This is a genomic window from Plantibacter elymi (nom. nud.), assembly GCF_900177795.1.
Lineage (GTDB): Bacteria > Actinomycetota > Actinomycetes > Actinomycetales > Microbacteriaceae > Plantibacter > Plantibacter elymi.
The window spans coordinates 81,476-101,876 of sequence record NZ_FXWJ01000002.1; the positions used below are offsets into that span (position 1 = coordinate 81,476).

Below are 20,401 nucleotides of genomic sequence, written 5' to 3' on the forward strand. Positions count from 1 at the left end.
GGCAGCTCGAGGCGTCGGCGAGTCGCGCTTGTAAGATCGTCGACATGCCTCTCACGACCTGGCCGACGCTCATCGGCGACCTGCTCGCCGGAACCGATCTCAGTGTGTCGGAGTCGACGTGGGCCATGGAACGCATCATGACCGGTCAGGTGACGGACGCCCAGCTGGCCGGCTTCCTCATCGCGTTGCGGCGTAAGGGGGAGACGGTCGACGAGATCGTCGGGTTCCGCGACGCGATCCTCGACCACGCGAAGCCGCTCGTCGCCCCGTCCCGAGCCCTCGACATCGTCGGCACCGGCGGCGACCGCTTCGGCACCGTCAACATCTCGACGACCGCGTCCATCGTCGCGGCGGCAACGGGCATCCCCGTGATCAAGCACGGCAACCGCGCGGCGAGCTCCGCCTCGGGATCGAGCGACGTGCTCTCGGCGCTCGGCGTCGACCTCGCCCTGCCGACGGACCTGGTGGGGGAGGTGCTGGCGTCGACGGGCATCACCTTCGCGTACGCGGCGGCGTTCCACCCCGGTTTCGGCCACGCTGGAGCGGTCCGTGCGGAGCTCGGCGTGCCGACGGTCTTCAACTTCCTCGGTCCGCTCGTCAACCCGGCCCGGCCGGAGGCGTCGGCCGTCGGTGTGGCGCACGCCGACCGCATCCCGTTGTTCGTGGGCGTCTTCCAGACGCGTGGGGCGACCGCCCTCGTCTTCCGGGGCGACGACGGACTCGACGAACTGACGACGACGGGACACAGCCACCTCTGGGAGATCACCCGCGGAGCCGTCACCGAGCACGACCTGGATCCCCGGGAACTCGGCATCCGCCGTGCATCGATCGACGATCTCATCGGCGGTGACGCCCAGCACAACGCCGGAGTCGTGCGCGCCACGCTCGCCGGCGAGGAGGGTCCGGTCCGCGACATCGTCCTGCTGAACGCCGCGGCCGGGATCGTCGCGTTCGAACTGTCGGAGGATCCGACGCAGGCCCAGCGGCCGATCCTGGAGCGGTTCGCCGCCGCACTCGTGTCCGCCGCGGCCGTCATCGACTCGGGTGCGGCGACCGCGACACTCGACGCCTGGGTGGACGCCACCCGCACGCTCGGTTCGCGCTGATCAGCGCCGTGGGCGGGGCTTCCGGCCCTACCGGCGGTGGGCCGCAGCGCGTAGGTTGAGACCCGATGCCGGCGTACCCGGTCGGCGGACCCGAACCGATCTTGCAGGAGGATTCAATGAAGAAGCTCATCAATGATCCCAAGGACGTCGTCGTCGAGGCGGTGGCCGGATTCGGCGCCGCGCACCCCGACCTCGTCACCGTGTCGCTCGACCCGGTGTTCATCGCTCGAGCCGATGCGCCGGTCGCCGGGAAGGTGGGGATCGTGAGCGGCGGCGGCAGCGGGCACGAGCCCCTCCACGGCGGGTTCGTCGGATTCGGGATGCTCGACGCCGCCGTACCCGGCCCGGTGTTCACCTCGCCCACCCCGGACCCCATCCTCGCCGCCACGAAGGCGGTGGACGGTGGTGCCGGCGTCCTGCACATCGTCAAGAACTACACGGGCGACGTCCTCAACTTCGAGACCGCGGCCGACCTCGCGCTGGCCGAGGGCATCGAGGTGCGCTCGGTCATCGTCGACGACGACGTCGCGGTGAAGGATTCGCTCTACACGGCGGGGCGACGGGGTGTCGCCGGCACCGTCCTCGTGGAGAAGCTCGCCGGGGCACGTGCCGAGGCCGGGGGAGGACTCGACGAGGTCGCCGACCTCGCGACGAAGGTCAACGAGCGCACCCGCACGATGGGCGTGGCACTCACGCCGTGCGTCGTCCCGCACGCGGGCGAGCCGAGTTTCACCCTGGCCGACGACGAGATCGAGATCGGCATCGGGATCCACGGTGAGCCCGGCCGTGAACGCATCCCGCTGGAGCCCGCCGACCGGATCGTGGACCGGCTGCTCGCCGCCATCCTCGAGGACCTTCCGTACGCACCGGGCGAGCGGGCCCTCGTCCTGGTGAACGGGATGGGAGGGACGCCGCAGGTCGAGCTCTTCATCGTCTTCCGCCGCGTGGCCGAGGCGCTCGCGGAGCGCGGGATCGAGGTGGCGCGGTCGCTCGTGGGGAACTACACGACCAGCCTCGAGATGCAGGGTGTGTCGATCACCCTCCTGAAACTCGACGACGAACTGATCGAATTGTGGGACGCCCCGGTGCAGACCGCGGCGCTCCGGTGGGGACGGTAGACGGATGGGATTGGATGGAGCCTGGGCGATCGCCTGGATGCGGGGGAGTGCGGCGGTCGTCGCGGAGCATCGCGTGGAGCTGATCACGCTCGACCGCGACATCGGGGACGGCGATCACGGCGAGAACCTCGACCGCGGGTTCTCCGCGATCCTGCCGAAGCTCGACGAGCAGCCTGGCGATGCGACGCCCGCGGACATCCTCAAGCTCGCCGCGACGACGCTCATCTCGACCGTCGGAGGCGCGAGCGGCCCGCTGTACGGCACCGCGCTGCTCAAGGCGTCGATCGCCGTGGCCGGCGAGGAGGTCCTCGACGCCGATGCCGTCGTCGCCCTGCTGACGGCGGCACGCGACGGGATCGTGCTCCGTGGCAAGGCCGAGGTCGGCGACAAGACCATGGTCGACGCGTGGACGCCGGCCGTCGACGCTGCGGCCGCGTCCGCGGCAGCGGGGGAGTCCCCGGCACGGGTGCTGGCCGCCGCTGCGGACGCCGCGTGGGGTGGCGCCGCGGCGACCGAGCCGCTCGTCGCCCGCAAGGGGCGGGCCAGCTACCTCGGTGAACGGGCCATCGGGCACCGCGACCCCGGGGCACAGTCCACCTCCTACCTCCTGCAAGCGGCGGCTGCGGCCGCCGGGGAGGGTGCTGCATGAGCGGGGGAGCCGTCGGCATCGTCTTCGTCTCGCACAGCGCGCTGATCGCGGAGGGGCTCATCACCCTGGCGCGGCAGATGGCGCCCGACGCGGCCCTCGCCGCAGCCGGCGGTACCGATGAGGGAGGGATCGGCACGAGCTTCGGGCTGGTCTCCGCCGGGATCGCCGCCGTGGACTCCGGGGCCGGGGTGGTGGTGCTGTGCGATCTGGGATCGGCGATCCTGACCGCTGAGACGGCACTCGACTTCCTCGACGACGACGTCCGAGGCCGGGTACGCATCGTCGACGCCCCGCTCGTCGAAGGCGGGGTCGCCGCAGCCGTGGCCGCGCAGACCGGCGCGTCGCTCGACGAGGTGGTGGCCGCCGCGCGGTCTGCAGCCGGCGGTGACCCTGCCCAGCACGGCGCCGACGAGGCGACTCGGGCGGGTGGGTCCGACGACCCGACAGCGTCCCACGCCGCAGCCTCCGTGACCTTGCGGAACAAGGACGGGCTCCACGCTCGACCCGCTGCGGAGTTCGTGAAGCTGGCGAGCACGTTCGCGGCCAAGGTGGTCGTGAACGGGAAGGACGCCAAGAGCCTGCTCGGGATCATGTCACTGGGCCTCGTCAAAGGGGCGGTCGTGGAGCTGCAGGCGGACGGTCCGGACGCGAAGGATGCCATCGGGGCACTGGCGTCGCTCATCGAATCCGGCTTCGGAGAGGTCTGACAGGTCGCGCTCGGGGCGGAAGCAGGTCGGCGACCCGGGCGCAACGGGGTGGTCGACGCTGGCGGTCGGCGTAGCATGACGCGCATGAACGAGCAGACGAAGACGTCGGACACCGAAGACCGCCAGTGCACGGTCTGTGGCCATCCGCTCGCCGAGCACACCTTCGACCGTTCCTCCGGGCACGATCACTTCATGACCTGCCCGACGGGGGAGCGGCTTCCGGACCCGGCGCAGTCCGCCGTCCCGGTCAACGAGTTCGGGATGCCGCTCTGGGACCAGGACCCCGATCGACCTGCTCCGTCGGCCTGACGACCCCGGTGGCCCACGCCGTCATCCGAGGAGGAGTAACGACCGGACGGCGATGCTGACACCCGTTGCGCGCGATGCCGGCGTCTCGTGCAGTGCGCTGCCGTCGACGAGCCAGCGCACCCATCGGACGAGCTGCTCCGGCGTTGCGTCGGAGCGGGCTGCGCTGGTGCGAACCGCCTCGGTGATGTGGTCGAGGAGGAAGCGGTCGACCATGTCCCGCTCGACGTCGAGGACGGCCGCCACGGCGTGGAGATGCGCCATGCCCTGGACCGCGCGAGCGAAACCGACCGTCTGGTCGGCAGCCCGTTGGCGGTCGAGTGCGCCGAGATAGGTGGTCAACGCAGGGCGCCCAGGCCCGGCGCGCGTGGCGAGGTGCAGTTGCTCCTCGGTCCAGGCGGCGCTCACCCGCAGCAGCGTGACCAGGATGTCGAGCTTGGTGGGGAAGTAGTGGAACAGGGTCCCCGAGGAGATGTCCGCTGCTCGGCAGATGTCCGCGGTCGAGGTCGTCTCATACCCGTCGGTGGCGAAACAGCGGTAGGCCGCAGCGAGGATCGCGGTCTGGCGCGCGGTGAACCGCTGTGGGTCGATGATTCTCGGCATGACTGCTCCCGTATTCCTAGACCACACACTCTAGAGCCTGCACTCTATCAATTCGGTCCAGGTCAGAGCTGACTTCGCGGTCGACGAGGCAGTGTCACACGGCCCAGGTCGCGAGGCGATGTTCCCACGCGCTCGGACGCTCCACGATGACGTCACCGCTGCGTCGATCCGTGATGATCAACCCCTGGTTGGCAGGGGCACATGCCTCTCTCCGAGCTCACCGCTCTCGTCTCGCCCTCCAGGACGCCGTGGTGGACGCGTCCCGAACGATCATGGAAGACGTCCTCGAGTCCAGCCTGCATCGAAATGGAGGTCACGGAGCGGATCTGGTCAGATCCCGCGTGCTGAGGACATCGCCCTATCCACTACGACTGACCGTGCCGGGGGCTGCGCTCAGCGAGCACATCCGAAACAAGTTGACATAATGTGCATTATCAGCTCTTTAAAGCCCGCCGCGAGCGGGGTCGGATCGGGTCACGTCGACCTGCATCACCGACCTGAGGATCGCGATGACGACCGGGGCGCGTCAGGAGCCGATGTACCGAGCGAGATGTTCTCCGGTCAGCGTCGAGCGATCGGCGACGAGCGCTGCGGGCGTCCCGGTGAACACCAGGCGTCCGCCGTCATGACCGGCGCCGGGTCCGAGGTCGACGATCCAGTCCGCATGCGCCATGACCGCCTGATGATGCTCGATGACGATGACCGACTTGCCGGAGTCCACCAACCGGTCCAGGAGCCCGAGCAGATTCTCCACGTCGGCGAGGTGCAGGCCCGTCGTCGGCTCGTCCAGGATGTAGACCTCGCCCGAATCGGCCATCTGTGTCGCCAGTTTGAGTCGCTGTCGTTCGCCTCCTGACAGAGTCGTCAACGGCTGTCCGAGGCTGACGTAGCCGAGCCCGACGTCGGCGAGTCGCGCCAGGATGACGTGCGCTGCGGGCGTCCGGGCCGGCCCGTCGGCGAAGAAGGCCTCGGCCTCCGTCACCGGCATCGCGAGCACCTCGCTGATGTCTCGCTCCCCCAACTGATATTCCAGAACGGAAGCATCGAACCGGCGGCCCTCGCACACCTCGCAGACGGTCGAGACGCTCGCCATGACGCCGAGATCGGTGAAGACGACGCCGGCGCCGTTGCAGTTCGGGCAGGCTCCGGCCGAGTTCGAGCTGAACAGTGCCGGCTTCACCCCGTTGGCCTTCGCGAACGCCTTGCGGATGGGCTCGAGCAGGCCGGTGTACGTCGCCGGGTTGCTGCGACGCGAGCCGCGGATCGGACTCTGGTCGACCGTCACCACACCGGGACGCCCGGCGACCGAGCCGTGGATGAGCGAGGTCTTGCCCGAGCCGGCGACACCCGTGACGACCACGAGGACGCCGAGCGGCACGTCGACGTCGACGCCCTGCAGGTTGTGCCGGTCGGCGCCGCGGATCTCGATGACACCGGTCGGCCGACGCAACGCCGGCTTGAGCGCGGCGCGGTCGTCGAAGTGGCGTCCGGTGAGCGTGTCGCTCGCTCGGAGGCCCTCCACACTCCCCTGGAACGTCACCTGTCCCCCGTCGGTCCCGGCTCCGGGGCCGAGGTCGACGACGTGGTCGGCGATCGTGATCGTCTCCGGTTTGTGTTCCACGACGAGGACGGTGTTCCCCTTGTCGCGGAGCCGCAGGAGCAGTTCGTTCATCCGCTGGATGTCATGGGGGTGCAGTCCGACGGTCGGCTCGTCGAACACGTAGGTCACGTCGGTGAGCGACGACCCCAGATGGCGGATCATCTTCGTCCGCTGCGCCTCCCCACCCGAGAGGGTGCCCGTCGTGCGGTCGAGTGAGAGGTATCCCAGCCCGATGGCGACGAAGGAGTCGAGCGTCTCCTGCAGGACCGTCAGGAGCGGGCGCACCGACGGTTCGTCGAGCGCCCGGGTCCACGCCGCGAGGTCGCTGATCTGCATCGCGCACAGTTCGGCGATGTTCCGACCGGCGATGCGCGAACTCCGTGCGCCCTCGCTCAGGCGGGTCCCCTCACACGCCGGACACGTGGTGAAGGTGACGGCGCGGTCGACGAATGCGCGGATGTGCGGCTGCATCGCCTCACGGTCCTTCGAGAGGAACGACTTCTGCACCTTCGGGATCAGGCCCTCGTAGGTCATGTTGATGTCGCCGACCTTGACCTTCACCGGCTCCTTGTGGAGGAAGTCGTGGAGCTCCCGCTCCGTGTAGTCCTGGATGGGCTTGTCCGCGTCGAGGAATCCGGATCCGGTGAAGATCCGCACACCCCAGCCGTCGGGTGTGTAGCCGGGGATCGTGAGCGCGCCCTGGTTGAGCGACTTCGTGGCGTCGTAGAGCTGGGAACGGTCGATGTCGTTCACGGTGCCCATCCCCTCGCACCGCGGGCACATGCCGCCGGTGATCGAGAAGCTCCGCCGTTCCTTCGTGCTCTGTCCCCCGCGCTCGATGGTCACCGCTCCGGCGCCGCTGATCGAGGCGACGTTGAAGGAGAAGGCCTGCGGAGACCCGATGGACGGGTCTCCGATCCGACTGAAGAGGATGCGCAGCATGGTGTTCGCGTCGGTCGCCGTGCCCACCGTCGACCGTGAGTTCGCGCCCATCCGCTCCTGGTCGACGATGATCGCCGTGGTGAGTCCCTCGAGCACGTCGACGTCGGGCCGCGCTTGCGACGGCATGAAGCCCTGGACGAACGCGCTGTAGGTCTCGTTGATCATCCGCTGCGACTCGGCGGCGATCGTCCCGAAGACGAGCGAGCTCTTCCCCGAGCCGGACACACCCGTGAACACGGTGAGGCGGCGCTTCGGGAGGTCGACGTCGACCTCGCGCAGATTGTGCTCGCGAGCACCCCTGACCCGGATGACGTCGTGGCTGTCGGCGGCCCTGGTGTGCATCGGCGTCTCGGTCATGGCGATCAGCGTATCCGTCGTCATCGGCTGGCGTCTCGCCTCGATCGGCACCGGACCCGCGCGACATGGAAGGTCATGCTGTGAAACACCTGTGTGTATGCGCCACACTGGTGGAACGCACCCGGTCTGCTCGGGAGCGCCGCACTGTCCACCGTCAGGAGCCGACCATGTCCGAACCGTCCACCACCACCTACACGCTGAACTCCGCCAAGCTGACCGCGAGCCAGATCTCCGGTGTCCGATGGGCCTTCGCCGTCGGTGGGATCCTCACGATCCTCTTGGGTGTCTTCCTGCTGGTCGCGCCGAAGGCCTCGCTGGTCGCCGTCGCGTGGATCTTCGCCGTCTACTTCCTGATCGCCGGGATCGCCCGCATCACGCGTGGCGTCGTCGCCCGTGAGCACGGCGGACTCTGGCGGGTCCTCACGATCGTGTTCGGTGTGCTGCTGCTGGCCGCCGGCGTCTACATCTTCATCGATCCGCTGCTCGGCATCGGCGCACTCGTCTTCGTGATCGGTGTCTCCTGGATCGTCGAGGGCGTGGCCTCGCTGTTCGACTCGGCACCGGACGTGTCGCGATGGATCACGATCCTCTACGGCGTCATCAGCGTCGTCGCCGGCGTGTTCGTCCTCGCGAACCCGCTGCTCGCCGCCGTGACCCTCCTGCTCGTCACCGCGTTCTTCCTCATCGCGGCCGGCGTCGTCGAGATCATCCAGGCGATCACCTTCGGCAAGCAGGTGAAGCGGGCCGGTCTCGCCGGCTGACCTCGGCTGTCAGGACGACGAACGCCCGGTCCCTCGAGGGGCCGGGCGTTCGTCGTGTCAGGATCGTCGACTACTCGGCGATGAAGTCGCTCGTGTCCCCCACGTAGCGGGTGTGGTCCTCGGGGATCGGGTCCACGGCGGCCGCGGCGACCTCGGCCGCGAACTCACCGACGTTGTACAGACGACCGGCCGACTCCTTGCGGGAGCTGATCGCACCGGGGTTGGCGCGTTCGAGCAGGGTCGCGGTGATGGTCCCCTCGATCATGTCGCCCGAGACGACCACGAACTCGACACCGGCGGCGTCGAACTGGTCCTGCTTGGCGCGGAGCGCGTCCTCGCCTGCACGCTTGGAGGTCGCGACCGGCACGTACTCGGGCATCGTCGGCGTGGTCCGGATGAAGTGCGCCTGGTGGCTCGTGACGAACACGATCCGCGAGCCGGGGTGGAGGAGCGGGAGGGCCTGTTCGACGACGCTCACCTGTGCGTCACGGTTGAGCTGCATGGCGTAGTCCTCGGCCATGCCGCTCTCCATCCCTCCGGAGGCGTTCAGCACCAGGACGTCGAGGTCGCCGAGGTCGGCCTTCGTCGTCGCGAACATGGCGGCGACCGAGGCGGGGTCGGTGAGGTCGGCTCCGACCACCAGGGCCTGCACGCCGAGGGCTCGCACCTCGTCGGCGAGCTTGACGGCGCGAGCCTCCTTGTTCCGGTAGTTGATCACGACGTTGGCGCCGGCACCGGCGAAGTACCGGATGGTGTCGGCACCGATACCGCGGGACGAGCCCGTCACGAGGACGTTCTTCCCGGAGAGTGATCCGGCGGCCAGGGGGTTCGTCACGTGAGGGCTCCTTCAGATCTGGGGCCGCTCATCGGCGGCTGGTTCCAGCCAACGACCTTACCAACAACCGGCAGACGGATCCGGTTCGGCGGTCCGCCCAGCTGATAGCGTTGAACCCGACCGGCGCACCGTCTCGCGCTCCCCCGGACTGCGAGGCGGCAGACGCGAGAGCCGATCCGGGAGGAATCCGCACCATGGACGTCATCACCGAGTACGCCTGGATCGCCTGGTTGGTCCTGATCCTCGTGTTCGTCATCATCGAGATCCTGTCGCTCGAGTTCACCTTCCTCATGCTCGCGCTCGGCGGCACCGTCGGGCTACTGTCCGGCCTCCTCGGCGCTCCGTGGTGGCTCCAGCTGCTCATCGCAGCCGCTGCCGCCCTGCTGCTCTTGTTGGCCGTCAGGCCGCCGCTGCTCCGAGCGCTGCAACGCGGCGCGGACCCGGCGAAGAGCAACGTCGACGCGCTCCTCGGCATGCCGGGGCTCGTCCTCTCGACGGTCACCCCGCACGGTGGCCAGGTGAAGCTCGGCAACGGCGAGGTCTGGACCGCCAGGACCCCGCACGACTCCCCCGCGTCGTCCCTCGAGCCCGGCACGCGCATCGTCCTGTCCGTCGTCGACGGTGCCACCGCCGTCGTCGTCCCCGTCCCAACCCACCCGGCACCGCTGGGCGAGCAGAAGGAGTAGTCGTGAACGACATCTCATCAGGAGCGATCATCGGCTGGGTGATCGCGGCCATCGTCGTCATCTTCGTGCTGGTGGTGCTGTTCCGATCCATCCGCATCATCCCGCAGGCGAGCGCCGGCGTGGTCGAGCGGCTCGGCAAGTACCACAAGACCCTCTTGCCGGGTCTGAACCTGCTCATCCCCTTCATCGACCGGTTGCGGCCGCTCATCGATCTGCGCGAGACCGTCGTCTCCTTCCCGCCGCAGCCGGTGATCACCGAGGACAACCTCGTCGTCTCGATCGACACGGTCGTCTACTTCCAGGTGACCGACGCCCGCGCCGCGACCTACGAGATCGCGAACTACCTGGGTGCCGTCGAGCAGCTGACCACGACGACGCTCCGAAACGTCGTCGGTGGGCTGAACCTCGAGGAGGCGCTGACGAGCCGCGACGAGATCAACAGCAAGCTCCGCATCGTGCTCGACGAGGCGACCGGCAAGTGGGGTATCCGCGTCGGACGCGTCGAGCTCAAGGCGATCGACCCGCCGCTCTCCATCCAGGACTCCATGGAGAAGCAGATGCGGGCCGAGCGCGACCGTCGAGCCCTCATCCTCACCGCTGAGGGAACCAAGCAGTCGGCCATCCTGACGGCCGAGGGTGCGCGGCAGGCCGAGATCCTCCGCGCCGAGGGTGACGCCCAGGCAGCCGTGCTGCGTGCTCAGGGTGAGGCGTCCGCCATCCAGACGGTGTTCAAGGCGATCCACGACGGCGACCCCGACGAGAAGCTCCTGGGCTACCAGTACCTGCAGATGCTCCCGAAGCTCGCGGAAGGCCAGGCGAACAAGCTCTGGGTCATCCCGAGCGAACTGACCGAGGCGCTCAAGGGCATCGGCTCCGCCTTCGGGCCGGGCAACACCCGCGACCCTGCGGCGACGGCACGGGCGGCGGCCGCAGCTGCGCAGGCGCCCTCCTTCACCGCAGCGCCTGCCTCGTCACCCCAGACGCCACCGGCGCCGACGACCCCCGTCCAGCCCGAGGGCTGAGCACGCGGTGACGACAGCGGTCCTCCCCTACTTCCGTCCGGCCCGCCCTCGGGTCCTCGCCCATCGAGGGCTGGCCGGGCCGGGGGTTCCCGAGAACACGCTGTCGTCCTTCCGCCGTGCCCTGGCCGCCGGCGCCGAGTACGTCGAGACCGACGCGCACTGCACGCGCGACGGACACGCCGTCCTCTTCCACGACCCGTCCCTGCGCCGCGTCACGGGCGATCCGAGACCGATCGCGGATCTCGAGCTGGCGGAGCTCCAGCGGATCGACCTCGGCGGCGATCGCATCCCGACGTTGTCTGAGGCGCTGGCCGAGTTCCCCGGGGCACGCTTCAACCTCGACATCAAGGCCGCGGCAGCGGCTGCACCGGCGGCTGCCGCGATCATCGGTGCCGGCGCGGCCGATCGGGTGCTCGTCACCTCCTTCGACGAGGGTAGACGTTCCGCGATCGTACGGGCCGTGGGACGGGAGGCGGGCGCCGACTCCGTGGCTTCCTCGGCATCGGCCCGGATCCTGCTCCGCGTCCTCCCGGCAGCCGCCCTCGGGCTCCGTGGAGCACTCCGTCGGTCGCTCGCCGGTGTCCAGGCGCTCCAGGTGCCCGAACGGTTCCGCGGCGTACCCGTCGTGACGAAGCGTCTCCTCGCACAGATGCACGCCCTCGGCGTCGAGGTGCACGTGTGGACGGTCAACGACCCTACCGACATGCGACGGCTGCTGGATCTCGGCGTCGACGGCATCGTCACCGACCGTTGTGATCTCGCACTCGAGCTGGTCCGCTCGCGCTGAGGGTCGGCTCCCCGCAGCTGGCGTCTCCGCAGCTGGGCAGGAGCTGAGAGCCGGATGGGTGAACGGAACAGTTTACCCAGCTTGTGGGTTTATAACTGTGGATGCCGAGCGAGAGGAGACCACACAATGGCAGATCGCAGTTTGCGCGGAATGCGCCTGGGCGCCCAGAGTCTACAAACGGAAGAGGGCGTCATATTCTCGGCGCGGAGCAACCACATCTACCGGTGTCAGAGTTGCGAGCGCGAGACCACCATGACCTTCGCTGCCGATGCGGAAGTCCCCGAACTGTGGGAGTGCCGCCATTGCGGTGCGGAGGCCGTCCTCCTCGTCGACTCGAAGCCCGTCGTCGTCGACCGCGGTGACGTGAAGATCCCCCGCAGCCACTGGGACATGCTGCTCGAGCGTCGCTCGCGCGATGAGCTCGAAGAGCTGCTCGAAGAGCGACTCTCCTATCTGCGCGCCCGTCGTGGCCAGCAGAAGAGCGCGTGACACCGAGCCCCTGACAGGCCTCCCCTCGATCGGCTGATCCGGTATCGGATCAGCCGATCGTCATGTCCGGGGGCGGTTCGAGACGCGCCGAGGCCTGGCGGCGAATCCGGCGAGGACCAGCGAGGCGAGTCCCATGCCACCGATGAACACCTCGAGCTGGTGACCGAAGGCCATCGACGGCGTGACCGTGTCCACCAGCGGCACCTCGGAGACCATCGATCCGGGGCGGAAGGCCGGGATGCTGTCGATCGTCGCGCCGTCGGGCCCGATGATCTGGCTGGTCCCCACCGTGGAGATGTTCACCACGGACCGAGCCGACTCGATCGCCCGGAGCCGTGCGATCGCCAGTTGTTGCTGGTTCTCGTCCGTCTGCCCGAAGTCCGCGTTGTTGGTCTGGGCGAACACGATCCGCGCGCCACCCGCCACCGCGTCGCGGGTGAGCTGGTCGTCGGCGATGTCGAAGCAGATGCTGATCCCTGCGAGCACGCCGTCGATGTCGAAGACGTTGTCCTTCGTACCCGGGGTGTACTCGCGCTGGATGAGGCCGATGAGGTCGGGTGCGAACGGCTCCCAGAACTTCCGGTCCGGGACGTATTCACCGAACGGGACCGGGTGCTTCTTGTCGTAGACGTCGCGGACGCCGTCGGCGGCGTCCCAGAGGAGTGACGAGTTGTAGTAGCGGTCGCCGCGTTGGGAGATCGCACCGACGACGAACGGTGCGTCCATGCGACGGCTCAACGCGTCGAGTGCTGCAGCCGATTGGGGAACCCGCTGCGGGTCGAGGTCTGCGCTGCCCTCGGGCCAGACCACGACGTCGACGTCCGCATCGAGCACCTGCAGCGTCTCGTCGATCTGGGTCTGCATGACGGTGCCGGGTGCTGCGGCGTCGAAGTAGCCGGCGGGGCCGTTGCCCTGGATGGCAGCCACCCGCATGCTCCCGGTCGTCGCCGTCGGCCATGCCGGCACGACGAGCACCGCGATGACCGCGAGAACGGCGGTCCCGACCCGGCTGACCGTCGGGAGCTCCGCGGTCGCGGCGAGCTGCAGGGCGAGTGCCATGAGCAGCACCATGAGGAACGACAGCCCCGAGAACCCGACCCAGGCGACGAGCGGTGCGAACGGACTCTCGGACTGGCTGAGCGCCATCCTCGCCCACGGGAATCCGCCGTACGGCCAGGTGCTCACGAGTGTCTCGCGCGCGGTCCACAGGGCGGCGACGACGGCGGCGGTCAACCAGACCCGTCCCCCGATCCCGGGGAAGGCCCGCGGGATCCAGCGGTACGCCAGGGTGATGAGCACGGCTCCGAGCGCGAAGAAGATGGCCTCGAGCGTCGACAGCGCCGCCCACGGGACGGGACCCAGGTAGGCGGTCGCCCACTCGATGTGGATCAGGTAGAACGACTCCCCCGCGAGGAAACCGACAAGGAGCGCACCGCCGACGCTGCGCCCCATGAGGCTGAGGAGGACGAGGGCGATGCCGACGAACGTCAGGGGCCAGACACCGCGGTCCGGGAAGCCGGCGTCGAGGACCGGGCCGGTGGCGATGGCCACGACGGCCGCGAGCCAGAGCGGGAGCGGCGGACGACGGTCGACCAGCGCGTCGATCGCTCGGAGCCGGTCGCTCCGATGGTGCAGGGACCTCACAGCGAGCTGTACGCGACGATGCCGCGTCGGATCGAGTCCAGCGCCTCACGCGAATGACGGCCCACCGGTCCGTCGACGACGCGGAGCTGATCGAGCAGGTCGATGGTCTGCTTGCACCACCGCACGAAGTCACCGGCGGCGAGTTCCGCCTCGATGAGCACCGTGTCGAGGTTCGCACCCTTGGCCCACTGGTGCATCGCGAGGGAGAGGCCGGTCGAGATCGGGTTGCTCCCCGGGAGGCGGTGCTCCCGTTCGCTGTCGTCGAGCCGACTCCAGAGGTCCTGCGTCCGTTCGAGCGCGGACCGGAACGGGCCGCGGGGCAGGAAGCGCTCCGGGGTGTTCTGCTCCTCACGCCGTGGTTCGTACACGATCGCGGCGGCCATCGCGGCGAGGGACGCGGCATCGAGTTCGTTCCACGCACCGGTGCGCAGGCACTCCGCCACGAGGAGGTCCCGTTCTCCGTAGATGCGCTTCAACGTGCGTCCGGGAGCCGCGACGACGACCGCGCCGTGCTCGTCGCGTGCCAGGTACTCGTACTCGAGCAGGACGTCGACGACCCGGTCGAACACGCGCGCGACCGCGCCCGTCCGGGTCTGGATCTGCTGTCGCAGCTGGTCGGTCTGCTTCTTGAGCTTGAACCATCGTTCCGCCCAGCGAGCGTGGTCCTCGCAGTGCGGGCAGACGTGGCAGGCGTGAGCCCGCATCCGCTTGCGGAGTTCGGCGAGCTTGCGTTGGCGACGGTCCTTCGACGCGCGCGAGCCGTTCGGCTCGCCCTTGCGCTCGAGGTCCGTGAGCTCGCGCCGGATGCCGGCGTATTCGACGAAGTTCCCGAGATGGCACGACATGGACTTCTCGTAGCCGGCGAGCGAGGACTCCTGCTCGCGCACCTTCCGGGCGATCCCGACGACGGCCCGGTCGGCCTGGAACTGTGCGAAGGACGACTCGAGGATTTGACGCGTGCGTTGACGGCCGAACTGGTCGATCAAGTTGACCGCCATGTTGTAGGTCGGGCGGAAGCTGGAGTTGAGCGGGTAGGTGCGTCGGGAGGCCAGCGAGGCGACGGACTGCGGGTGCAGCCCCTCGGTCCACTGGATGACGGCGTGGCCCTCGACGTCGATGCCACGGCGTCCGGCACGCCCGGTGATCTGGGTGTACTCCCCCGGGGTGATCGGGACGCGTGCTTCACCGTTGAACTTCTCGAGCTTCTCGAGGACGACCGTCCTGGCCGGCATGTTGATGCCGAGCGCGAGGGTCTCGGTCGCGAAGACCACCTTGACGAGCTTCCGCCGGAAGAGCTCCTCGACTACCTCCTTGAACGCCGGCAGGAGACCGGCGTGGTGGGCGGCGACGCCCCGCTCCAGGCCGTCGAGCCACTCCCAGTAGCCGAGGACGGCGAGGTCCTCGTCGAGGAGGGTCCGGCAGTGCTCGTCGACGATCTGGCGGATCTCGTCGCGTTCGTGCGCCTCGGTCAGCCTGATGCCGGAACGGAGGACCTGCTTGACCGCCTGGTCGCACCCGACCCGGCTGAAGACGAAGAAGATCGCCGGGAGCAGGTGGTGGTCGTCGAGCATCTGGACGAAATGCCCGCGGTCGAGCTTCTCGGCCCGATGCGGGGCTCGTCGCTGGTTGTAGCGGCTGATGTCCTTGTACTGACGGCTGTTCGGTGCACGGCCGCCGAACTGCGCCATGCGGACGAGCTCGGGGTTGACCTGGTGGGTGTCGGCGAGGCTCGGCGCGGCGAACAGGTCGATGAGTTTGTTCCGCATCAGCACGTGCTGGGTGAGGGGCACCGGGCGCTCCTCGGACACGATGACGGCGGTGTCGCCGCGGACGGCCTGGAGCCAGTCGCCGAACTCCTCGGCGTTCGACACGGTCGCGCTCAACGACACCATCCGGACGGCCTGCGGGAGGTGGATGATGACCTCCTCCCACACCGCTCCGCGGAACCGGTCCGCCAGGTAATGGACCTCGTCCATGATGACGAAGGCGAGATCGGTCAGTGCGTCGGAGTCCGCGTACAGCATGTTGCGGAGGACCTCGGTCGTCATGACGACGATGCGGGCGTTGCCGTTCACGTTCGTGTCGCCCGTGAGCAGGCCGACGTGCTCGGAACCGTACTCGGCGGTGAGCTCCTGGAACTTCTGGTTGCTGAGCGCCTTCATCGGCGTCGTGTAGAAGACCTTGCCGCGGTCGCCGTGCATGGCGAGGGCGATCGCGAACTCGGCGACGATGGTCTTGCCGGCCCCCGTCGGCGCTGCGACGAGGACACTGCTGCCGTTCTCGATCCGCTCGCACGCCTCGAGTTGGAACGCGTCGAGGTCGAACCGCTGCCTCGCGCGGAACTCCTGGAGCCTCGGTGTCGCGTTCCGGACCGCTGCTGCCCGATACCGCTCGGCAGGGGAAGCGGTGTCGCTCATGCGAGCCCCGCGCTACCGAGTTCGGCGTCGATGCGTCGCTGCCGCTTGGCCGCACTGCGGTCGTGGAGGACGGCGACGCCGTAGGCCGCGAAGTACAACAGGACCATCGGGATCGCCAGGACGAACATCGACACGATGTCGGCGGCGGGCGTGGCGATGGCCGTGAAGAGCACGATGACGAGGATCGCGACCCGCCACGCCTTGATGATCGCCGCTGCGGAGAGCACGCCGACGAAGTTCAACAGGACCAGGAACACGGGCAGGACGAAGGCGACACCGACCGCGAGCACCAGCTTCAGGACGAAGTCGTAATAGGTGGTGGCGTCGAGGAAGTTGGCCGCCGCCGTCGGGGTGAAGCCGAGCATGAGCTCGACGATGTGCGGCAACACGAACCAGCCCGCGTAGCAGCCCGCGAGGAACAACGGCACGGCGGTCGCGAAGAACCCGATCGCGTACTTCAGCTCCTTGCGCGTCAGGCCGGGCACGAGGAACGCCCAGATCTGGTAGAGCCACACCGGGCTGGACAGGACGACGCCGGCCGTGAGGGCGATCTTCATCCGCAGGTCGAACGCGCTCGTGACGTTGGTGAAGTTCAGGAACGCCTGCCCGCGATCGTCGGCGATGACGAGGATGGGAGCGCTCATCGCCTCGATGATCCACTCGGAGGCGATGAAACCCGCGACCATGCCGACGATGATGCCGATGGCGGAGTAGAACAACCGCTTCCGCAACTCGACGAGGTGCTCGCCGAGGGACATCCGTCCTTCGCGGTTCTGTTTCTTGGGACGCTTCTCGGTCAGGGCCACGGCGACATCGTCCGTTCCTGAGCAGCGTGTTCGAGGCGCACTCGTCGGGGGCCAGGTGCTGGCGTCATCGGGCTCGGGTGGTCCTCAGGGTTACGGCTTGACCGGCGGGTCGGTCGGCTTCTGCAGGGCTGTCGCGGCCGGCGTCTGGTCGGCGGGTGCCGCACTCGCGGGCGGAACGGTTCCCGTCGCGTCGGGCGAGGCGGGCTCGTCGTCGCGCATGCTCTTGACCTCGCTCTTGAAGATCCGCATCGACTGGCCGACGCTGCGGGCGAGACCCGGGAGCTTCGGTGCTCCGAACAGCAGCAGGACGATGAGGAGGATGATGACGAGGTGCCACCCGGTGAATGCGTTGCCGAACATAGTCTTCGTTCCTGATCTTCGAGGTCGAGGTCCACTCACTCTACCCTGCATCTCCCGCTCTACTGCCGGGAGTCTCGGGAGTCAGCTCCCGGATGTCGTGCGGTACTGCGCGAGACCGGCGGCCGCCCAATCGGCGACCGCGTCGCGCGCGTCCGCCGGGCCGAGCACGGTGATGAGCCCGGGGTGTGCGGCGACCAGTCGTTTGAGGCCGTGATGGTGCGCGAGGCGCAGGGTCGCGGTCACCTCGGCGTCGCTGTCCTCGCGGGCTGCGGAGCCGCCCGGCGCGCTGTCGACGGCGACCACGTAGTCGTCGATGAGCGGCAGGACCGAGCGTCGGACGAGCACGGTGACGTTGCGGTCGGAATCGCTCGGCTCGAACAACGCGGTCGGGACGACGACGTCCGCTTCGCGGAACACGACCTCGGCTTCGGTCTCCCGGAGCTCGGTCATCCGATCGAGACGGAAGCGACGCGTCGCCTCGCGCAGGTGGCACCACCCGTAGAGGTACCAGTCCTGGTCCTGGGACTCGAGGCGCAGCGGGTCCACCAGTCTCGCCTCGGTCGCCCCACTCGCGTCGACGTAGTCGAACGCGACGCTGTGGCCGGCGGCCAGAGCCGACCGGATGATGCCGACCGCGTTCGCGGAGTAGGACTCGGTGACCGCGAGCTGGCCCGGTGCGGACGACGCCCCGCGGGCGAGCTTGGCCATCACGCCGCCGATGACGTCGCTGTCGACGAACTCGGGAAGGCGCTGGAGCGACTGCAGGCCGGCGATGAGGGCGGAGGCCTCGCGGGCTGAGAAGCGGGGACTGTCGTCGAGGGCGACCCGGTGGGTGAGGACGATCTCGTCGTCCTCCTCGAAGCTGCCCCAGTCGATGTCGAAGAGGTCGCCGGCGAGGTACTGCCGGGTGTCGCCCGGCACGCCGGACACGGTCAAGAGCTCGACCGCTTCTCGGATCTGGCGCGGGGACAGCCCGAAGTGCCGCGCGGCCTCGTCGACCGTGACCCGCTCGCGGTCGATGAGGTACGGCACGAGCGAGAGGAGGAAGATCAGCTTGTCCTGGGCGCGGGGCGCCGCCGGTCGCTTAGCCACGGGCGGTCTCCTCGGGGTGTGGTGCGTCGTCCGTCGAGCGGTGGCGGGCGACGACCAGCTCGAGTCTGGACGCCACGGCCTCGACGAGCGCCGGAGGGTCGAGGACGACGACCTCCGGGCCGAACCCGGCGAGCTCGTCGGCGAGGATGTGGTGGTCGAGGTACGGGATGGTGAGTTCCGTGCGCTCCGTGTCGCTGACGCCGTAGCGGTTGCCGAGGCGGGCCGCGGCGTCGGTTCCGGGCCGGACACGGACGAGGGCGCGCTGCGACGAGGACACACGGCGCAGGCCGTCGATCGCGTCGGCGGCGTGGTCGCGGGCGTCGGCGGGGAACGACTCCCCCGTCGGCTTGACCGGACCGACGATCCGCGACAGGAGGAACGTCCGGGGCTCGTCCACCGTCCGGTCGGTCGCGTAGAGGTGCCAGCGACCCTCGTGCTGGACGAGTGCCAGCGGTGCGACGGTGCGGACGCGTGGCCGGGCCTCGCCGGGCTTCAGGTAGGGGAAGGCGACCACTGACCGTCGTTCGAGCGCTGCGTCGAGCGGTTCGAACGAGGCCTCCCGGGTGCGGAGTCTCGGCGCGTATCCGATGATCGGTTCATCGGGCTCGATGCCGAGCGACCGCAACTTCGTCATCGCTCGCTGCGACTGGCCGGAGAGCGACCCCTCGCGCCACACGGTGGCTGCGAGCGACAGCAGCGACAGCTCCGCCGGGGTGAACCGGACGTCGGTGGGAAGCTCGTAGGCGCCCTTCGGGATCCGGTAGCGCATCGACTGGTTGTTGCCGGGTTCGCCCGGCTGCTCGATCGTCTCGAGCGGGACGCCGAGTTCGCGGATGTTGTCCTTGTCGCGCTCGAACTGTCGCTCGAGGCTGGCGTTGCCGCCGCCACTCGAATACTGCTGGCGGTACCCCTGGACGGTCGACAGGATCTCGTTCTTCGTCAGGCCGGTCTGCGTGGCGAGGAGCGCGAGCACGAGGCTGAAGAGTCGCTCCTCCACCGGGACCGGCTTCGGGGACTCGCGGGCTGAGGACACCGGTCCAGTCTACCGACGGACGGCCCGTCCCCCACCCGCGACGCGGGCGTGGGACGGGCCGTCTCCGAGGCGTGTCGGTTACTTCGCCGCGCGCTGGGTGCCGAGCACATCGATGACGAACACGAGTGTCGCGCCGGCCGGGACGCTGCCCGAACCCTGCTCGCCGTAGCCGTCCTTCGGCGCCACCACGAGGATGATCTGCGAGCCGACCTGCTGGCCGACGACCGCGTCGTTGAAGGCCTTGATCATCTGACCGCCGTCGGCCTGGAAGACGAGGGGCTGGCCCTTCTCCCAGCTGCTGTCGAAGACGCTCTTCTGATCCCACAGCACGCCGGTGTAGTTGACGATGACCTGGTCGCCGGCCTTGACCGTGTCACCGTCGCCGACACGGGACAAGGTGTGCTTCGTCTCGGTCGGGGCGGGGGCCGCCGGGATGGTGATACCGGGCTGACCGTTCGGAGCGGTCACGACGGAGGGGAACCCTGACGGGATCGGGCGCTCGGCACCGTCGGCCTTGGGCAGCGCCGCACCCTGGATGTCGGCGACGAGGATGATCGCGTCGTCCTTCTTGATGCCGTTCGCCTCGCTGCCACCGCTCGGGCCGAACGCGTCCTCGGGTGAGATCGCCGCGACGACGCGGGATCCGACCGTCGTGCAGGCGAACGCCTTCGCGAAGCCGGGGAGGCTTCCGGACAGGGCGATGAGGGTGCTCGCGGGCCCGTTGAAGTCCGTCTGCTGCAGGACATCGCCCGTGCGTCCGTTGAGGAGCATCAGGTTGAGGTTGACGGTGCCGTCGGCCGAGACCTGCTGACCGTCGCCCTGGATCACGACCTGGCGCTCCGTCGTCTTCGTGTACAGCGGCTTCGGGAGCTCCACCTTCGGGGTGGCGCCGAAGTCGCCCGACACGCTGATGAGCTTCGTCGCGTCGCCGGCGGACGCCGCGGTGTCGCACGAGGCCGAACCCGGCGCGGTGCACCCGGTGAGGGAGACGAGCAGGAGGCCTGCTGCGGCGATGAGAGCTGGTGCAGTGCGCACGGATCCTCGTTTCGGTGGTACGGGTGGGACGGCAGGTCGCCGTCGC

Annotated in this window: 20 protein-coding genes; 10 read left to right on the top strand and 10 right to left on the bottom strand. The window is 69.0% G+C overall.

The features are described from left to right. Nucleotides 1–44: 44 nt before the first annotated feature. From trpD to CCK91_RS05335, 5 genes are all read left to right on the top strand, one after another. Nucleotides 45–1,106 carry an anthranilate phosphoribosyltransferase gene (gene trpD, locus CCK91_RS05315; protein WP_086473228.1) on the top strand — a complete coding sequence of 354 codons (1,062 nt, stop codon included), beginning with the start codon at nucleotides 45–47 and terminating at the stop codon, nucleotides 1,104–1,106. Between the two features lie 116 nt (nucleotides 1,107–1,222). After that, nucleotides 1,223–2,224 carry a dihydroxyacetone kinase subunit DhaK gene (gene dhaK, locus CCK91_RS05320; protein ID WP_086473766.1) on the top strand — a complete coding sequence of 334 codons (1,002 nt, stop codon included), beginning with the start codon at nucleotides 1,223–1,225 and terminating at the stop codon, nucleotides 2,222–2,224. 4 nt (nucleotides 2,225–2,228) lie between these two features. Further along, nucleotides 2,229–2,873 (top strand): dihydroxyacetone kinase subunit DhaL, encoded by a 645-nt coding sequence (gene dhaL, locus CCK91_RS05325; RefSeq protein WP_086473229.1) that lies wholly within the window; start codon nucleotides 2,229–2,231, stop codon nucleotides 2,871–2,873. Further along, nucleotides 2,870–3,580 carry a dihydroxyacetone kinase phosphoryl donor subunit DhaM gene (dhaM, locus tag CCK91_RS05330; RefSeq protein ID WP_086473230.1) on the top strand — a complete coding sequence of 237 codons (711 nt, stop codon included), beginning with the start codon at nucleotides 2,870–2,872 and terminating at the stop codon, nucleotides 3,578–3,580. The genes dhaL and dhaM overlap by 4 nt, the downstream gene beginning before the upstream one ends. A gap of 84 nt (nucleotides 3,581–3,664) precedes the next feature. Then, the gene (locus CCK91_RS05335) at nucleotides 3,665–3,889 is read left to right on the top strand and encodes a hypothetical protein (protein WP_133059937.1); all 225 of its coding nucleotides are present in this window, start codon (nucleotides 3,665–3,667) and stop codon (nucleotides 3,887–3,889) included. Between the two features lie 21 nt (nucleotides 3,890–3,910). On the opposite strand, the gene CCK91_RS19800 is transcribed toward CCK91_RS05335, so the two are convergent. Both CCK91_RS19800 and CCK91_RS05345 read right to left on the bottom strand, forming a co-directional pair. Next, a complete protein-coding gene (locus CCK91_RS19800) occupies nucleotides 3,911–4,489 on the bottom strand; it encodes a TetR/AcrR family transcriptional regulator (protein WP_086473232.1) in 579 nt (192 codons plus the stop codon). A 526-nt stretch (nucleotides 4,490–5,015) separates the two neighbouring features. Then, a complete protein-coding gene (locus tag CCK91_RS05345) occupies nucleotides 5,016–7,388 on the bottom strand; it encodes an ATP-binding cassette domain-containing protein (protein ID WP_207568192.1) in 2,373 nt (790 codons plus the stop codon). Between the two features lie 167 nt (nucleotides 7,389–7,555). Between CCK91_RS05345 and CCK91_RS05350 the strand changes: the two genes are divergently transcribed. Next, the gene (locus tag CCK91_RS05350; RefSeq protein WP_165766990.1) at nucleotides 7,556–8,149 is read left to right on the top strand and encodes an HdeD family acid-resistance protein; all 594 of its coding nucleotides are present in this window, start codon (nucleotides 7,556–7,558) and stop codon (nucleotides 8,147–8,149) included. A 70-nt stretch (nucleotides 8,150–8,219) separates the two neighbouring features. On the opposite strand, the gene CCK91_RS05355 is transcribed toward CCK91_RS05350, so the two are convergent. Beyond that, nucleotides 8,220–8,984 carry an SDR family oxidoreductase gene (locus tag CCK91_RS05355; protein ID WP_086473234.1) on the bottom strand — a complete coding sequence of 255 codons (765 nt, stop codon included), beginning with the start codon at nucleotides 8,982–8,984 and terminating at the stop codon, nucleotides 8,220–8,222. A gap of 194 nt (nucleotides 8,985–9,178) precedes the next feature. On the opposite strand from CCK91_RS05355, the gene CCK91_RS05360 reads away from it, so the two are divergent. From CCK91_RS05360 to CCK91_RS05375, 4 genes are all read left to right on the top strand, one after another. Then, nucleotides 9,179–9,670, top strand: coding sequence for an NfeD family protein (locus CCK91_RS05360; RefSeq protein ID WP_064296968.1), 492 nt, complete (start codon nucleotides 9,179–9,181; stop codon nucleotides 9,668–9,670). A 2-nt stretch (nucleotides 9,671–9,672) separates the two neighbouring features. Continuing rightward, entirely contained in the window at nucleotides 9,673–10,692 is a 1,020-nt protein-coding gene (locus tag CCK91_RS05365; protein ID WP_086473235.1) for an SPFH domain-containing protein, read from the top strand. A gap of 7 nt (nucleotides 10,693–10,699) precedes the next feature. Continuing rightward, nucleotides 10,700–11,479 (top strand): glycerophosphodiester phosphodiesterase family protein, encoded by a 780-nt coding sequence (locus tag CCK91_RS05370; protein WP_086473236.1) that lies wholly within the window; start codon nucleotides 10,700–10,702, stop codon nucleotides 11,477–11,479. Nucleotides 11,480–11,605: 126 nt separating this feature from the next. Further along, the gene (locus CCK91_RS05375) at nucleotides 11,606–11,968 is read left to right on the top strand and encodes an RNA polymerase-binding protein RbpA (RefSeq protein WP_086473237.1); all 363 of its coding nucleotides are present in this window, start codon (nucleotides 11,606–11,608) and stop codon (nucleotides 11,966–11,968) included. Between the two features lie 60 nt (nucleotides 11,969–12,028). Here CCK91_RS05375 and lnt read toward each other — a convergent pair whose 3' ends face one another. From lnt to CCK91_RS05410, 7 genes are all read right to left on the bottom strand, one after another. Continuing rightward, nucleotides 12,029–13,612, bottom strand: coding sequence for an apolipoprotein N-acyltransferase (lnt, locus tag CCK91_RS05380; protein WP_242664398.1), 1,584 nt, complete (start codon nucleotides 13,610–13,612; stop codon nucleotides 12,029–12,031). Then, complete coding sequence (locus tag CCK91_RS05385; RefSeq protein WP_086473238.1) at nucleotides 13,609–16,029, bottom strand: DEAD/DEAH box helicase; 2,421 nt, start codon at nucleotides 16,027–16,029, stop codon at nucleotides 13,609–13,611. Before CCK91_RS05385 ends, lnt begins: the two co-directional genes overlap by 4 nt. Further along, the gene (tatC, locus tag CCK91_RS05390) at nucleotides 16,026–16,787 is read right to left on the bottom strand and encodes a twin-arginine translocase subunit TatC (RefSeq protein ID WP_071260381.1); all 762 of its coding nucleotides are present in this window, start codon (nucleotides 16,785–16,787) and stop codon (nucleotides 16,026–16,028) included. The genes CCK91_RS05385 and tatC overlap by 4 nt, the downstream gene beginning before the upstream one ends. Nucleotides 16,788–16,925: 138 nt before the next feature. Then, nucleotides 16,926–17,195, bottom strand: a complete 270-nt coding sequence (tatA, locus tag CCK91_RS05395) for a Sec-independent protein translocase subunit TatA (RefSeq protein ID WP_086473239.1) — start codon at nucleotides 17,193–17,195, stop codon at nucleotides 16,926–16,928. Between the two features lie 81 nt (nucleotides 17,196–17,276). Further along, nucleotides 17,277–18,287 carry a helix-turn-helix transcriptional regulator gene (locus CCK91_RS05400; RefSeq protein ID WP_086473240.1) on the bottom strand — a complete coding sequence of 337 codons (1,011 nt, stop codon included), beginning with the start codon at nucleotides 18,285–18,287 and terminating at the stop codon, nucleotides 17,277–17,279. Beyond that, on the bottom strand, nucleotides 18,280–19,320 hold the full coding sequence (locus tag CCK91_RS05405) for a helix-turn-helix transcriptional regulator (RefSeq protein WP_086473241.1): 1,041 nt from the start codon (nucleotides 19,318–19,320) through the stop codon (nucleotides 18,280–18,282). Before CCK91_RS05405 ends, CCK91_RS05400 begins: the two co-directional genes overlap by 8 nt. 78 nt (nucleotides 19,321–19,398) lie before the next feature. After that, complete coding sequence (locus CCK91_RS05410) at nucleotides 19,399–20,355, bottom strand: FKBP-type peptidyl-prolyl cis-trans isomerase (RefSeq protein WP_086473242.1); 957 nt, start codon at nucleotides 20,353–20,355, stop codon at nucleotides 19,399–19,401. Nucleotides 20,356–20,401 lie beyond the last annotated feature (46 nt).